Source organism: Gordonia sp. VNK1 (genome assembly GCF_040049135.1).
Lineage (GTDB): Bacteria > Actinomycetota > Actinomycetes > Mycobacteriales > Mycobacteriaceae > Gordonia > Gordonia oleivorans.
The window spans coordinates 1-15,402 of sequence record NZ_JBDZDJ010000001.1 but is presented as its reverse complement, the minus strand read 5'-3'; the positions used below and the strand labels follow the sequence as shown (position 1 = coordinate 15,402).

Below are 15,402 nucleotides of genomic sequence, written 5' to 3'. Positions count from 1 at the left end.
TGGTCGAGCGCGCTTGATCCCCGCTGGCCGAGTGCCGACGAGCTTGCGAGTCGGTGTATCCGCCGGGCCGAGCTTGTCGAGGTCGAGGCCACCCCCGCTGGCCGAGTGCCGACGAGCTTGCGAGTCGGTGTATCCGCCGGGCCGAGCTTGTCGAGGTCGAGGCCACTTCCGCAACTGGACATCGAAACCGGGCTACCGCCAACCGATTCCGCGCCGAGAAAAGTTGTCGGTAGTCGTCGCTACACTTGACTCAGTTCAGTTGATCCGACCGATCAGAGGAGGTGAACATCATGGCCACCAACATGATTGGCAGCAGCAAGGCGCCGGAACTGTCGATGACCGCCGACGACGCCGCCATGATCGATCACCTCCCCGCCGAGCAGGCCACCGCCCTGGCCCGATCGTTGCAACGCCAAGAACGACAACTGATCGCCCGAAAGGTGCTGTCGGCAGCGCGAATCGGGCATGCCGTATACGACGAGATGCTGCTCTCGGGTCATCAGACCAACGCGCACACCACCGGCGCCGTCGACAAAGCCGCGACCGGCAAGGTATCGACCGCGTTGGGTGTGTCGGTGCCGCACGCCACCGCGTGGATGACGCTGAGTTTCCTGCTGTCGACACTCCCGACGGTAACCGCGGCGTTCCTGGCCGGTGACCAGTCGTTGGACCGTATCCGCATCATCGCCAACGAGATCGGCGTCCTGTCCGACGACGACGTCCGAGCCTTCGCCGAAACCCGTGCACTGCAACTGGCCGAACGCAATCAGGCGGATACGACCCTGCGGGATCAGGTCGTCGAGATGGTGATCGCGCTGGATCCCGACGGTGCCGCCGACCGACGTGAGGAAGCCGCCGCACGCGATCAGAACGTGCGGGTCCGCCGGGACACCAACGGGCACTGCAGCATCTCCGTCTATGCCCCCGGAGAAATGGGCGCGCATCTGGCGGCGCGGATCGCGAAGATGATCAGTGAGCGGATCTGCCCACGTGATCCGCGTCGTCAGGGGCAGGTGCAGGTCGCGGCATTCGCCGAAATCCAAGGCCTGCCCGGCGCGCAGCTTTCGTGCGAGTGCGGGCGGGCCGACTGCTCCCGGGCGATCCCGTTGCCGGAAGAGCCCAGTGGCCTGACCGACCTCGACATCGATGTCGACGGCGTCGCAACTGATCCGTCCGACGATGTCGATGCGGACGCCGACGTGACCGACGATCCCGAGACGATCACCGACGACGCTGACTGTGCGGCAACGGATGCCGTCGAAGCGCAACCCGACACCGACACCGACAGCGATTCGCAGTTGTCGCTGTCGTTGATCACCGACCCGTCCGGACAGCGGGAAGCCCGGCTGGAGTACTTCGGCGTGGTGGACGACGCCCACGCCCGTTCGTTGATCAGCTCGGGACAGCTCGTCACCGTCACCGAGTTTCCCACCCTGGACATCCCCAGCATCAACACCACCACCTCACTCGATCGGATACCGGCGGCGTGGCGTCGTCTCGACGATCCGTTCCCCGCGACACCGATCGACCCGACCGGGCACGGCGGACATTTCCTCCCACCATCGGGTGCTCTCACGTATCGGATACCGGCGTGGTTGCGGGAGAAGATCATCGAGTTGGATGGCACCTGCCGGTACCCGCACTGCGGGCGACCGGCCAGTGAATGCCAGATCGATCACCTGGTCAAATTCGTGCACCAGGATCCGATCACCGGTGGCTGGACCGTGGAATTCAACCTCATGCCGCTGTGCACCCCGGACCACCAGAGAAAACACATGGGGTTGTTGATCCCCACCATGCTGTCGGATCGGGCTGTCATCTGGCGCGACCCCGTCACCGGGGAGACCATCACCACCTATCCACGGTAGGTCACTACCGTCGGGTGGTGCTGCGCTGCAATCGAATTCCAGCATCGGCTTGCGTGGTCTCGAGGCTCGTCGTTTCGACGGAGCTCAACGTAAGGCCCAGTTCCTCCTCGCTTCTCGGCCTTCCCGCTGGTCGAGCCGTCGCGAGCCCCCAAGGGCGAGCGGCGTGTCGAGGCCTCCGCAACGTGCGCTCTGATCGGTGTCCAGCCCCATGTTGCGAGGTCTCGACACGCCACGAGCTCGCAAGCTCGCACGAGGCGGCTCGACCGACGGGATGAGAGGCTCGACCGGCGAATGAGCGGTGGCGTCCTGGTCGGTGATGAGTGATGCTGCGCTGCAACCGGTTTCCGGCATCGCGTTGCGTGGTCTCGACCTCGACCAACTGACCCCACCTACCCCGTGACCCGATACACCCGCCAATCCGGGGAGTTCGCACCCTGATTGCGCGCCTCGAGGACGCGCACCGAGATCTGTGCGCCATTCTCGTAGAGCGTCGGATAACGCTGATTGAGGGCGTCTGAGGCTCCCCGGCCGGTGTCGGGCACCGCGAGCAGGTACTGAACACCGTGGCCCGCCGGATCGTTGAGGACCAGGGCGAAATCGCCGTCGGAGGGGATCACGAACTGTTTGGGCCGCCGCGACTGCACCACCACTGCGAAGCCGTAGACGGTGTCGGTCAGTACGGCGCCGTCCGGAAGATTCAGGGAGTCAAGGTATTCGGCGAGCGTGCGTTCGGTGGAGAAGGTCCGCACCACCTCCTGTTCGTCGAGGTGGCGCTGCGAGACCGAGTCCGGGCGCGGCCAGACGATCGACCCGATCGCGAACTCCTGCGGCGCGAACTTCGGCGACGTCATCCCGTATGCGGTGGTCGGCAGCGCGACGGTCATCACGATGATCGCGAACACCGAGGCGAAGACGTACACGCCGCGCCGCGAACCCCGCCGACGTACCGGCGGTAGGGCGGCATGCAGTCCCTCCCGACGGAACGGCGGATGCCGGCGGGCGGGTACCGAGATCAGGGCGACGATGGCGCCGAGCACGATCACCGTCATGTAGAACCGCAGGAACCCGAAGGTGGATCCCCGTGCGTAACTGTAGACCTGGAAGAACAGCACCGCGCCGATCATCAGCAGCGGCGGCAACAACGGCTGGATGCGCCGCCGCGCCACCCGGATGCCGATGACCAACGCCCCCAGCAACGGCAACAGCGGTGCCAGGATCGCCAGTTCCACCGTCGAGAACCACAGGGCCTCGCTGACCGTCGACGATCCGCTACCGCCGGACTGCTCGATGATCGCCGCATTGCCGTATTCGGAGGTGAACTGCGCGAACGCGTTTCCGGTGATCAGCCAGCTGGCGAAGGCCCAGCCGAGGAAGGCCAGCGCCGACGGCGACACCACCAGCACCACGTCGAGCATCACCCGGCTGATCCGTTTGCCGGTGTCGGTACGCCGATAGGTCACCCATGCGACGACGAGCGCCGCGGCCAGTGACGCCGCACCACCGTCGTAGCGGGTGAGATAGCCGAAGGCCAAAGCGATTCCGGCGACGGCGAGTTCGTGGACGTCGTCGGTGTCGACCCACCGCATCAGCCGGCGCGCCGCCCAGGCGAGGAAGAACAGGTACGGGGCCTCACTCATCCCGTTGGCGCCGTACAGCACGATCATCGGGTTGAGCGCATAGCAGACCGTGACCAGGGTGGCCACCACCCGGTCGAGACCGCGGTCGCGGGCGATGCCGGACACCTGAACCACCGACCCGGCCATGAACGCCGCCGACATCACCACCGCCGACACCGCATCGGTGGTCATCTGCGGTATCCACGGCGTGAGCGCGGTGAGCGGCAGTTGCACGATCGCGGTCATCGGGGTGAAGATGAAGCCGATTGCGGCCAGATGCGGTGAGCGACTGAACAACACGCTCTGCGCCGACTGCACCCGGGAGAGTGCATCACCGAAGTAGAAGTGCACGCCGACGGCCAGGTAGAGACCGACACCGAGGTAGATCGCGAACATGACGACGAAGAGCGCGATCACCCGATTGCGGGTCATGGTGCCCCCTCCCCGTCGTCCGCCGGCTCGGCACCCGATTTCGGGGTAGCCGTCGACAATCCGTGAAAGGTCTTCTCCCAGTACGACGGATTGAACAGGATCTGCCACATCCCTTTGATCGCGGCCACACTCATCAAGAACCAGTACGCCGGCACCAGAAGAGCGGAGAGCAGCAACTCGCTGCGACCCTCCTCGCGGATGGCCATCAGATTCATGTACAGGGCGGCACCGTTGCCGAAGATCAACGAGATCAGCGACAGGTAATAGATCGGCCCCCAGAACAGTTCACCGATGACCGGTGGCTGCCCGGCGATCCACATCACCAGGATGAGCCAGAACACCATGTTCATACATGCGATCAGCGGCGTCCCGGCGATCAGCAGGGTGAACCGCAGCCAGGCGATCGGCCCGAGGATGCGCCACAACTGCCTCGGCCGGCGCATGTGCACCAGCCAGGTCTGCATGTAGCCCTTGTACCACCGCGACCGCTGCCGAACCCAGTTGATCGCATCGACATTGGCCTCCTCCAAGGTCACCGAATCCAGCACCGCGGTGCGAAAACCACTGTCGGAGATCCGCACCCCGAGGTCGGCGTCCTCGGTGACGTTGAACGGATCCCACGCGCCGATGGTGTCGAGTTCGTCGCGTTTGAAGTGATTCGACGTGCCGCCCAACGGGATCGGGGCCCGGCTGACCATCATGCCGGGCAGCAGGAACCCGAACCAGATGCCGTAGTCGGCGGTGAACCAGCGGGTCAGGATGTTGTCGGTGGCGTTGTGGAAACTCAGCTTCCCCTGTACGCACACCACCGAGTCGTCGTCGATGTTCTGGAAAACCCAGACCGCCCTGCGTAATTGGAGGGGATCCGGTTTGTCCTCGGCGTCGAAGATGGTGACGATGTCGCCGGTGGCGAAGTGCATGCCGTAGTTGCAGGCCTTCGGTTTGGTGCGCGGCTGCGCCGGCGGCGTCAGCACCACGGTGACCACGCCGCGTTCGTCCTCCATGGCCCGCGCGGCCACGATGGTCGGTTCGTCGTCCTCCTCGAGCAGCAGCAGCACCTGCAGTTTGTCGCGGGGATACTCGATGGCCTCGACGGCCTCGATGAGGTCGCCGACCACCTCCGGCTCACCGTATGCGGGTACCAGGACGGTGTAGGCGGGCAGGTCGTCGTCGGCGATCGCGCGGGCCTGCTCGTCGGTGACCCGGATGGCGCCGTTGACCAGTCCCCGCCGGAAGATGATCAGCCGGTCGATCAGGGCGACCACATAGACGACGGTCGCCGCACCGACCACCGTGGCCAGCGTCGGCACCGGAAACAGGATGGTCAGGATCGCGATCAGCACGAGCGCCGCGATTCCGCCCCACTTCTGCGGCCTGCTGAAGGCCACCGACGCCGACATCGTCGCATCGGCGTCGCGGAGGCGTTCGACGGCGTCGTGCAGCGCGTCGGCCCGATACGCCTCGTCGACCAGCAGGTCACGCACTTCCCGTTGCGGCCGGGTGCACCGGGCGCGGGGATCCGGCGCCGGGTGCCCGTCGGCTGCCGCGCGCCCCGGCGCGCCGGCGGTCATGCGCCCGTCTCCTGGCGCGCGAGGTCCACCTGCGCGTCGACGATGCCCCAGGCCAGCGACTGCAGGAGGCCACGATCCTTGAAGGTGGGCGTGGAATCCTCGATCGAGGCGTTGCCGCGCAGCAGGACGGTGAACATCGTGTTCAGGTTCTGCCCGATGGTGAACTGTGGCGTGATGAAGTACGCGTCGTCCTCGTGGTTGTCGACCGCCCACAGGATCACCTGCTGCGCCTTGGACCCGTTGTTCCACCACCACGAGATCACCGTGTAGCTGAGGTAGCGGGCATCGTCGACGATGGACCACGTCCAGGCGCGCACCCCGTGCGGCATCGGGATCTCCTGGGACTTGCTGGCCCGGTCACCGACGAGGTCATAACGGAAGATGTACGGATAGACCTGCATGGACAGGGGGCGAGCGGTGTCGACGCTGTCGACGGCGACGCGGCGCGGGCGTGATTGTTTGTCGAACTCGGGACTGCCGTGCGCCTGAATCACCATCTGCCGGTACATCACCGAGGCACTGCCGTAGAGCCGGGTGACCCACGGGTAGCGCTGCACGCTCTCCTGACGCCAGTTCGACGGGATGGCCAGTGGCTGACCGAGCGGCATGCCCGGAATGGTCTGGCTGGGCCAGACGCCCACCTTGACCGGCACCGGGACGAACGCGAGCAGCACCGACGTCGCGATCAGCACGAACGCCGGCCGACCCACCCGGGCCAGCGTCGGCGGATGCACCCCGCGCCCCAACGGAGTCCATCCGAGGCGGTGCCGGACGCGATAGTCGACGTACATGGTGATCGAGGCGACCAGGGTGGAGCCGACCGCCGGGATCACCACCAGCCACGCACGACGGGTTCCGGGTAACAACGCGTCACCGATGACCAGCAGGATCATTCCCACGATCAGCGCCACACCCGCACCGATCGCACCGCGGCGCCCGGAGCGCCCGACGGCGATCTGGGTGGCCACCCCGGCCAGCAGCACCATCACCGCGCCGGCCACCACCGGTCCGCCACCGAAGGTCAGGATCACCACCCGCACCGGCACCGGCCAGATCAGCAACGCCAACAACCACACCCAGCGATACCGGGAGACCGGACGTAACCCGAACATCATGATCGACGCCGCGAGGAAGAACAGCCACAACGCGAGCAGGTCCATGTGGGTGGTGAGGTAGGCCTGCCCGTACCGCGGGTTGACCATCACCTGAACCGCCACCGCGACCACCATGACGATCAGCCCGACGATGACGTCGGTCTGCCGGTCATAGATCGGCGGCTCGGGAGCCCGGCGCCAGGATGTGCCTATCGCCGCGATGATCGCCAGCCCTATCAGTACCGGCACGTAGATGATGATGGTCACCGATCGCATCTCGTCCACGACCGCGATGATGGTGCGCCAGAACGCGATCGTCGTCAGTGCCACGAGCGCCAGCCACCGCAGCGTGAGCACGCCCGAGTTGGTGCGCAGCCACGCCACGGGGGTGCTGCCCTGCGGCGCCTCGGTGGGTGGTGCGGTCGCCGTCATGACGCGGCGATCACCGATCCGCGTCGGGCGTACCGGAATCCGGCGCATCCGAATCCGATGCATCCGTCTCCGGCGCGCCGGCCTCCGCCGTATCCGGTTCGGGCACACCATCTTCCGGCGGCGCTGCCTCCGACGTGCGCCGCGTCCCGCGTCGACGCCGGGCGATCTCGACGAGGATCACCGCCGCGGCGATGATCCCGGCTCCGGCGACCACCGCGAGAACCAGACCGATGGTCTTCTGCAGGCTCGCCTCTTCGGCCGGCGGGGCCGGGACGGCCGCCTCGGCATCCACGTACAGCGGCTGCTGATCACGCACCTTGACGATCGCGTCCTCGGAGACCGACGTCCACCGGTTCTCATCGTCCAACCAGTCGAGCAGTTCGTCGAGGTCTCGCGCATCGCCGGTGGAACTGGCCAACAACACCGTCCGATCACCCGACCGCGTCGCCTGCAGCACGCCGTAGCGCAGCGCCGGATCCAGCGTCACCGAGGAGGTGGAACCCGACGACGACCGCACCGTGACCTCACCGCCGTCGGCGCTGACCGGAAGGTCGATGTCCGGTATGTCCTTGCCCTCGGCGCTGATCAGGATGGCCGGCAGCTGCGAGGACGAGGCCTCCGACATCGACACCACACGAATCCCCAACGGGACCACCGAGATACGCTGCAGCCCGGCAGCGATCTCCACTCCGCGCGCGACGTCGGCGGCATCACCGGTCGTCCAGGCCATCTGCGTCCACGGCATCAGCGATTGCGGTACCGATCCGAGACCCGACGGCTGCGGCGGATCGGCCACGTCGGAGGTGATCTGCCCGGTCGAACTCAACGTGAGGTTCGCGCGGGTGCCGTTGCCGCAGCCCTCGAGGAGGCCGTTGCGTTCCAGGGTCACGGTGACCTCGGTGTAGCGCGCGGCGAGCTCGTTCGGGATGTCGACCCAGCTGTTGTAGGTCCCCGACGAATCGGTCGGCAGCGTCGCGATCACGCGGTCACCGATCCGCACCGAGATCACCGCGCTGTCGCCACCGGCCGGGGCGTAGGTACCCGTCAACTGCACCCGGATGTTCGTCGACGGGCGACCCAGGCGCGTCTGGTCGACGCCGAAGGTGAGGCTCGGCCACGACGACGACGTCACGCTCTGATCACTGACCCCCAGGTCGGCGAGTGTCTGCACGTCCGGCGTGAGTTGCGGGGCGTCGTAGAGCGGCCCGGCAACCGCCGACGAGCTCAGCGCGATCGCGCCGAGGTCGGCCGTCAGGAACTCGCTCTGCGTCACCAACGCGTCGCCGGAGCCCCCGACGACGAGGTATTTCGACCCCTCCGGGCCATCCCGCAGGGTCAGGCCCGTCGGGGCCGACGAGTCGACGACGATCTGCCGTTCCAGCGGTCCGGGTCCGGCGGTCGGCGTCAGGTCCGAACGCGGCCGAGCCACGGTGGTGATGCCGACCTGCGCGGTGCCGTAGTGCGAGGTGACGGCGGCGGCGAGGTTCACCGCGGCGGCCCCCTCGGCCTGCTGCACATCGTCGGGGATGATGATCGACAGGTTGCGCAGGATCGGCGGGAGGAACTGCGCCACCGTCGTCGGGATCGCCTCACGTCCGGTGAAGGTCACCGTGGTGCCGGTCATCCGGAACGCGTTGCCGGGATCGAACCGGCACAGTCCGTCCACCGTCAGATACGACCGCAGCGTGATATCGGCGGCATTGCCGTCGGTGGTCAGGCCGCGCAGGGGCAGCGTGATCGGCGAGTTCGGGGCCGGATCGACCGGGGTCCGCGAGATCAGTCGCTCCCCCTGGTAGACGTCGACCTCACCTCCGGTGACGAACGGTGGCACCGACGTCACGCCGCGCAGAACGTCGGGAGTCAGGTTCGGCGGGACCGGAATCGAGACGCTGACCTGTCCCTGCTGACCGGGAAAGGTGATCGTCGACGACGATCCGAGTGAGTCGAGCGACAGGGGCGGGGGTGGGTCACCCGGTGCCGCGGCCGCCACACCGGCGGGCGCAGCCGCCATCGCCACGACGAGAAGACCCACAGCCAGAGCACGCCACAAAGGAGAACTTCGCAGGCCGACGTTCATGCTTCCTTCGGATCGGGCCCCCCACCAACAGTCTCGGGTTCACGCTATCGCGGAATGGTTGGGCTCGCGTTGCTTCTGCGGTCACGCGGTGCTGCGGGTGTCACGGACCGAAGCGAGTGTTGCCGTTTCGAGTCCGAATCGTTCTCGGTGAGACATTGCGGGTCCGGAGCATGGGCCTAATGCAAGCCCTCGTTCTGCCCGTCTTTCTGCTCGACCCCGCGGTCGCCGATGCCTGAGAATCGCTCGGCGTCCTCGTCGATTGGCGCCACCCACGCCGTCGACACCGCACGCACCATCCATGCCGGCGACACCGTCGACGGCGGCTCCTACGTCGACATCGGCGGAAACCTGTTGTGGCATTTCTGCGGCGGCGACCCCGCCGGCGCCCCGACGATCCTGCTGCACGGCGCTTTTGCATCGGCAGCCACGTGGGGTGCCCAGATCGCCGGACTGAGCGACGCCGGATTACGGCTGCACGTCCCCGAACTGACCGGTCACGGCCACAGCCCGGACGTCGACGCGGACTGGTCGATGGAGGCGATGACCGCCCAGACCATCGCCTATCTGGAGTCGGTGGTGGGCCGGCCGGCACACCTGGTCGGCTGGAGCGACGGTGCGGTGCGCGCCTTGCTGGTGGCCCGGGCCCGCCCCGACCTCGTCTCCCGCGTGGTACTGATGTGCCACTACATGAACTCCGACGGGCAGGCCGCGGTCGGCTTCTTCGACCGCCTCGCCGCACGCGATCCCGCCCTCGTCGACTTCCTCCGCGAGGGATACCAAGCGGAAAGTCCGGACAGCCCAGAGCATTTCGACGAGATCTACCGCAAGTCCGAGGCCCTGCTGCAAAATGGGCCCGAATATCCGCTGGCCGAGTTCGCCACCGTGGCGGCCCCGACGTTGGTGCTCGCCGCCGACCGCGGGGTGGTGCGCCTCGAGCACAGCCTCGCGTTGGCACGCACCCTGCCCAACGGCAGGTTCGCGGTGCTGCCGGGGACTCATATCCTGCCGATCGAGGCCCCCGATCTCGTCAATCCGTTGGTGTCGTCCTTTCTGGCAGCAGAACCCCCGCGGGAGTGGAGTCCGTGAGATCGGCGGGCGCGGGTGCTTCGGTGTCGTCGCCGCCTGTCATCAGGACGAGGGCGCGACCTCGATCCCAGGCCTCCCGGCGCGCCGCATCCGGATCGGATTCGACGCGGACGCGGCGATCGAGGATCAGTACCTCGCGGTGTTCCTTGGTGTAGCGGGGCCAGTCGCCCGGCTCCCCGCCACGCGCGAAATCGCCCCAGCGCGACTGGACTTGCTCGATCATCGCGCCGGCCGCACGCCAATCGCCGGCGGCCAGGCCGGCGAATGTCGGTGTGCGGTACGCCCCGAACACGGCGAACAGTTCGGTGGCGTGGGTGGCGCCGATGCCGACCTTGGCCAGCGCCTTGGTGTGGAAGTCGAATCGGTAGACGTAGGTGGGGGCGATGGCGCGGTACACGTCGGCAAAGCCGGTGACGGGCGCCCAGAAAATGCCGTCGGCGGCCAGCCGGACACGATCGGCGGCACCGCCGGCGTAACTGTTCATGATGGCGTCGCGGGCCGCGTTGTCCTCCACCGCCAGCAGCGTCTGCTCCGGGTCGGGCAGCATGTTCCAGAACTTGTCGAAGAGCAGACCCTCGTCCCGATTGGTCCCGATGATCAACGGCACCGCGGCGGTCTGCCCCTTGCGGGCGGCCTCGACCGGCGAGTACGGCAATGATTCGCCCCCGTACACCGGGCCGAAGGGCACCGGTTCGATGGGGGTGGGGGCATTGCGCGCGAACTTCATCAACCGCATCCCCGCCTTGTGCAGCTGCGTCGGCGACGCCCCGTCGAGGAGGCGGGCGGCCTCGGCCGGCGTGATCGGCTCACGCTGCTCGTCGGCGGCGGCGCCGGCCCGGCGACGCGCCGGATCGGCGAGCAACCGCAGGTATTCGTCGGCGAACACCGCCGCGCTGTCCTTGGAGATGGTCAGATCGGCGGCCGGGCTCTCGGCGATGCCGCGCGCGAACAGTCCGCGGGAGGCGGGGGCGGCCAGCATCATCAGCACCGACGACCCGCCGGCGCTCTCCCCGAAGATCGTCACGTTGTCGGGGTCACCGCCGAAGGCTCCGATGTTGCGTTGCACCCAGTGCAGGGCGGCGATGTGGTCCTTGAGACCGGGGTTCTCGTCGAAGTGCCGCTCCGGCGTCGAATATCCGCTGAAGTCGAGCATCCCGAACGGTCCGAACCGGTACTGGATGGTGACGACGATGACGTCCTGCGACCGTGCCAGGTGCGTGCCGTCGTACAGCGGGGTGGCGGCGGTTCCCAGGATGTAGGCGCCGCCATGGATGAACACCATCACCGGGCGGGGTGTGGTGGACTCGGTCTCCGGGGAGAAGACGTTGAGGGTCAGGCAGTCCTCGCTGACCGGCTGGAACCGGCCCGGACCGGTCGCGGTCAGCAGCTTGTCCTGGACGGCCGCGTCACCGAAGGCGGTACACCAGCGCACCCCGTTCCACGGGGTGACCCGCTGCGGGGCGTCGAATCGGCCGCGACCCACCGGTGGGGCCGCGTACGGGATACCGCGCCAGCTGATGGTGCCGCGGCGGGTGCGGCGACCCCGGACGCCACCGACAACGCCGTCGGTCGTGGTCACCTTTGTGTCGATCAGAGCCATGCCCCCGAATCTACCGCGCGGTCAGATGCGTGCTGCGGCGGTGTGTGTGCGCCGCGGTGGTATGCGCCCAACGCGTGTCGCGACCTACACTGCGGCCGTGACCTCACACACCGCGGACGCGCCGTCGCGCATCGACCTCAACGCCGATCTCGGCGAGGGCGTCGGCGACGACGACGCGATGCTGGAGATCGTCACCAGCGCCAACGTCGCCTGCGGGTTCCACGCTGGCACCCCGGCCGAACTGCTGGCGACGTGCCGGGCCGCCGCGGCGTCGGGGGTGCGGGTGGGTGCGCAGGTCTCCTATCCCGATCGCGCCGGATTCGGGCGTCGCTTCATGGACATCGCCCCCGCCGAGCTCATCGCCGACCTCGTCTATCAGATCGGCGCCCTCGACGCCATCGCCCGGGCGGCGGGCACGTCGGTCACCTACGTCAAACCCCATGGGGCGCTTTACAACACGATCGTGCACCACGAACGGCAGGCGGATGCGGTGATCGCCGCGCTGCGCGAGTTCGGCGGCGATCTGCCGCTGATGGGTCTGGCCGATTCACCGGTGCTGCGCCGGGCGACCGACGCCGGGCTGCCAGTGATCGCCGAGGCCTTCGCCGATCGCGCCTACACCCCGGAGGGCACCCTGGTGTCACGTTCGGAACCGGGAGCGGTGCTCACCGACAGCTCCGAGATCGCCGAACGGGTGCTGCGCCTGGTCGAGACGGGCTCCCTGGTGGCCGTCGACGGCGCGGTGGTCACGGTGTCGGCGGAATCCATCTGTCTGCACGGCGACACCCCCGGTGCCGTCGCGCACGCCCGTCATGTGCGGGAGTCGTTGCGGCGCTCGGGAATCGAGATCAGCGCCGGCTGAGCGGCTGCGCCGTTTCCCGTCGAGTGGGCGCCGTTTCCCGTCGAGTGTGCGCCGTCTCCCGTCGAGTGTGCGCCGTCTCCCGTCGAGTGGGCGCCGTTCCCCGTCGAGTGTGCGCCCTTTCCCGTCGAGTGGGCGCCGTTCCGCGTCGAGTGGGCGCTACCCGATCCGACGCTGCCGCGCGAACTCGGCGAGCACGACGCCCGCGGCCACCGACGCGTTGAGGCTTTCGACGTCGCCGGCCATCGGGATGGACAGGATCGAGTCGCAGGTCTCACGCACCAACCGCGACAGCCCCTTACCCTCGGAGCCGACGACGATGACGGTGGGGCCGGTGCCGTCGTAGTCATCCAGGGTCACATCACCCTCGGCGTCGAGGCCGACCAGCTGAGCGCCCGTTGCGGCCCACTCCTTGAGTGTGCGAGTGAGATTCGGCGCCTGCGCGACGGGGAGCCGGGCCGCGGCACCGGCGGAGGTCCGCCACGCGACCGCGGTGACCGACGCACTCCGACGTTGCGGGATCAGCACCCCGTGACCGCCGAAGGCCGCCACGGAACGGATGACCGCCCCGAGGTTGCGGGGATCGGTGATGTTGTCGAGCGCGACCAGCAGCGGCGGGGTGCCACTGTTGATGGCATCGCGCATCAGGTCGTCGGGATGGGCGTAGCGGTACTCGGGCACCTGCAGCGCGACACCCTGGTGTAAGCCGTTCGCCGACAAGCGATCCAGTTCACCCTTACCGACCTCGAGGATGGTGATGCCGCGGTCACCGGCCATCTGCACGGCCTCGGCGACGCGGTCGTCGGGATCGCCGCCGGTGACGACGTACAGTGCGGTCGCCGGAACCTCGGCGCGCAGACACTCGACCACCGGGTTACGCCCGAGAACGTACTCGGGACCGTCGTCCTTGGCGCGCGACTTCGGTCGTCCCGCAGCGGTTTTCGACGCAGCCTTGGCCCGCTTGTGCGCCGGATGGTAGGACCGGTCGACCGCCTTCGGGGTGGCGCCGCGACCTTCCAGGCCACGACGACGCTGACCACCGGAGCCGACGACCTGCCCCTTCTTCGACCCCGTCTTACGAACGGCGCCTTTACGTTTGGAATTGCCCGCCATCTACTCCCGACCTTTCAAGCTCCACTGGGCCCCATCGGGGGTGTCGGTCACTTCGATACCGGCCTCGGCCAGCCGGTCTCGCACCGCGTCGGCGGTCGCCCAATCCTTGTCCGTCCGCGCCTGAGCACGACGGGTCAACTCCGCCCGCACCAGGACATCCAGCGCCGAGGTGGCGGCCGAATCGTCGGCGGCGTCCGAATGCCAGTGCGCATCAAGAGGATCGACGCCGAGAATGCTCATCATGGCCCGCACCGACGACGCCGCGGCCAGGGCCGCGGGGCCGTCGCCACCGTCGAGTGCGGTGTTGCCGGCCCGCACCGTGTTGTGGATCGCGGCCAATGCGGCGGGCACGCCGAGGTCGTCGTCGAGGGCGGTCGCGAAGTCGGCGGCGATCTCGCCGATCGCGACGTCGCCGACGCGCGAATTCACGCGCTCCACAAAGGATTCGACGCGACGGTAACCGGCGGCGGCCTCGGTGAGCGCGCCGTCGGAGTACTCCAGCATCGACCGATAATGTGCGCTGCCGAGGTAGTAGCGCAGCTCCACCGGACGCATCCGCGACAGCATCGCCGGGATCGACACGACGTTGCCGAGCGATTTGCTCATCTTCTCCCCACCCATGGTGACCCAGCCGTTGTGCAGCCAGTACCGCGCGAACGGGTCACCGGCGCCATGCGCCTGGGCGATCTCGTTCTCGTGATGCGGGAAGATGAGATCCATTCCACCGCAATGGATGTCGAACTCGGCACCGAGCAGTGAGGTGGCCATCGCCGAGCATTCCAGATGCCAGCCCGGACGGCCGCGTCCCCACGGGGTCGGCCAGGAGGGTTCGTCGGGCTTGGCCGCCTTCCACAGCGTGAAGTCCCGCGGATCACGTTTGCCGGTACCGGCACTCTCGCCCTGGTGCACGTCGTCGAGCTTGTGCCCGGACAGTGCCCCGTAATCGGGCAGTGACCGCACGTCGAAGTAGACGTTGCCGTCGGCGGCGTAAGCGTGGCCACGGTCGACCAGTCGCTCCATGTACTCGACCATCTGCGTGACGAAGCCCGTCGCGCGTGGTTCCCCCGACGGCGGGAGCACGCCGAGCGCGTCGTAGGCCGAGGAGAACTCCCGCTCGTGGGTGGCCGCCCACTCCCACCACGGACGGTCGTGGTCGGCGGCCTTGCGCAGGATCTTGTCATCGATGTCGGTGACATTGCGGATGAAGAGCACGTCGTCGCCGCGATGCAGCAACCAGCGGCGCAGGATGTCGAAGGCGATACCGCTGCGAACGTGACCGATGTGCGGCACTCCCTGAACGGTGGCGCCACACAGGTAGATCGACACATGCCCGGGCGACAACGGAACGAAGTCGCGTACCTCTCGGGTGGCGGTGTCATACAGGCGCAGGGTCACGACGTGCGATTCTACCCGGCGACCGCTGCCGATCTCGCCCCGCTGCGTTGACAGCGCTCTCGCCACCGCTGACAGCGCCCTCCCCACCACTGACAGCGCTCTGTTCTGCGTTCACAGCGCTCTGCCCGACGTTGACCGGTGAGTGTCAAGCTGTGGTGAGTCAGTTCCCGATTTTGTTGTGTTATGCGGTGGGTTGGTGGTGCAGGTTGATGGCGACGCGTTGCTGCGGTCGTTTGACTGTGGGTGGTTGGTGGAAACG

Annotated in this window: 10 protein-coding genes; 3 read left to right on the top strand and 7 right to left on the bottom strand. The window is 67.7% G+C overall.

Annotation, left to right across the window (positions count from 1 at the left end):
• The first annotated feature begins 290 nt into the window (after positions 1 to 290).
• Positions 291 to 1,868 (top strand): HNH endonuclease signature motif containing protein, encoded by a 1,578-nt coding sequence (locus ABLE94_RS00050; RefSeq protein WP_348807675.1) that lies wholly within the window; start codon positions 291 to 293, stop codon positions 1,866 to 1,868.
• A gap of 389 nt (positions 1,869 to 2,257) precedes the next feature.
• Here the strand turns inward: ABLE94_RS00050 and ABLE94_RS00045 are convergent, their stop codons facing one another.
• Genes ABLE94_RS00045 through ABLE94_RS00030 form a run of 4 tightly spaced genes read right to left on the bottom strand, consistent with a single transcriptional unit; the run spans position 2,258 to position 9,024 of the window.
• Positions 2,258 to 3,916: an ArnT family glycosyltransferase gene (locus ABLE94_RS00045; protein WP_348807674.1), complete on the bottom strand. Its 1,659-nt coding sequence runs from the start codon at positions 3,914 to 3,916 to the stop codon at positions 2,258 to 2,260.
• Positions 3,913 to 5,487, bottom strand: coding sequence for a glycosyltransferase (locus ABLE94_RS00040; RefSeq protein WP_348807673.1), 1,575 nt, complete (start codon positions 5,485 to 5,487; stop codon positions 3,913 to 3,915). The genes ABLE94_RS00045 and ABLE94_RS00040 overlap by 4 nt, the downstream gene beginning before the upstream one ends.
• Entirely contained in the window at positions 5,484 to 7,013 is a 1,530-nt protein-coding gene (locus ABLE94_RS00035; protein WP_348807672.1) for a hypothetical protein, read from the bottom strand. Before ABLE94_RS00035 ends, ABLE94_RS00040 begins: the two co-directional genes overlap by 4 nt.
• 10 nt (positions 7,014 to 7,023) lie before the next feature.
• Positions 7,024 to 9,024, bottom strand: coding sequence for a hypothetical protein (locus tag ABLE94_RS00030; RefSeq protein WP_348807671.1), 2,001 nt, complete (start codon positions 9,022 to 9,024; stop codon positions 7,024 to 7,026).
• Positions 9,025 to 9,318: 294 nt separating this feature from the next.
• Between ABLE94_RS00030 and ABLE94_RS00025 the strand changes: the two genes are divergently transcribed.
• Entirely contained in the window at positions 9,319 to 10,176 is an 858-nt protein-coding gene (locus tag ABLE94_RS00025) for an alpha/beta fold hydrolase (RefSeq protein WP_348807670.1), read from the top strand.
• Here the strand turns inward: ABLE94_RS00025 and ABLE94_RS00020 are convergent.
• Positions 10,118 to 11,776 (bottom strand): carboxylesterase/lipase family protein, encoded by a 1,659-nt coding sequence (locus ABLE94_RS00020; protein WP_348807669.1) that lies wholly within the window; start codon positions 11,774 to 11,776, stop codon positions 10,118 to 10,120. The genes ABLE94_RS00025 and ABLE94_RS00020 overlap by 59 nt on opposite strands.
• A 97-nt stretch (positions 11,777 to 11,873) precedes the next feature.
• Between ABLE94_RS00020 and ABLE94_RS00015 the strand changes: the two genes are divergently transcribed.
• The gene (locus ABLE94_RS00015; protein ID WP_348807468.1) at positions 11,874 to 12,638 is read left to right on the top strand and encodes a LamB/YcsF family protein; all 765 of its coding nucleotides are present in this window, start codon (positions 11,874 to 11,876) and stop codon (positions 12,636 to 12,638) included.
• 156 nt (positions 12,639 to 12,794) lie between these two features.
• On the opposite strand, the gene rlmB is transcribed toward ABLE94_RS00015, so the two are convergent.
• Both rlmB and cysS read right to left on the bottom strand, forming a co-directional pair.
• The gene (rlmB, locus tag ABLE94_RS00010) at positions 12,795 to 13,748 is read right to left on the bottom strand and encodes a 23S rRNA (guanosine(2251)-2'-O)-methyltransferase RlmB (RefSeq protein WP_348807470.1); all 954 of its coding nucleotides are present in this window, start codon (positions 13,746 to 13,748) and stop codon (positions 12,795 to 12,797) included.
• The gene (cysS, locus tag ABLE94_RS00005) at positions 13,749 to 15,143 is read right to left on the bottom strand and encodes a cysteine--tRNA ligase (RefSeq protein WP_348807668.1); all 1,395 of its coding nucleotides are present in this window, start codon (positions 15,141 to 15,143) and stop codon (positions 13,749 to 13,751) included. It lies immediately after the preceding gene.
• Positions 15,144 to 15,402 lie beyond the last annotated feature (259 nt).